Source organism: Cellulomonas sp. P4_H12 (assembly GCF_056400905.1).
On record NZ_JBFUKJ010000154.1, the window covers coordinates 1 to 520 of the forward strand.

Below are 520 nucleotides of genomic sequence, written 5' to 3' on the forward strand. Positions count from 1 at the left end.
GTTGGCCGACGGTCCGGCGCCTTCTCGGCTACGGTCCGGACACCTCCGCGAGCACCGCGTCGCTCAGCGGCGGCCAGGCCTGCTTCGCCCAGTCCCCGAACGGCTTGTCCGCCAGCGCCACACACGCGAGCGACCGCGCGGGGTCGACCCACAGGAAGGTGCCGGACTGTCCGAAGTGCCCGTAGGTGGCGGGCGAGTTCGCGGCGCCGGTCCAGTGCGGCGCCTTGCCGCCCTTGATCTCGAACCCGAGCCCCCAGTCGTTGGGCCGCTGCGAGCCGTAGCCCGGCAGCAGGCCGTCGAGTCCGGGGAACTGCACCGCGGTCGCGTCGGCGGCGGTCTGCTCGGAGAGCAGGGTCGGGCGCAGCAGTTCGCGGGCGAAGCGGGACAGGTCGGCGACCGTGGAGCGGGCGCCGTGCCCGGCCGGGCCTTCGAGCGTGGACGCGGTCATGCCCAGCGGCGCGAACACCGCCTCGCGCAGGTACTCGGGGAACTCGATCCCGCTCTCGGCGGCGACCAGGTC

1 protein-coding gene is annotated in these 520 nt (G+C 74.4%); it reads right to left on the reverse strand.

All coding sequences use genetic code 11. The annotated features are described in order from the left end of the window. Nucleotides 1–28 precede the first annotated feature (28 nt). The coding region (locus AC1DQC_RS20280; RefSeq protein WP_477053020.1) for a serine hydrolase domain-containing protein at nt 29–520 on the reverse strand (492 nt) is incomplete at its 5' end.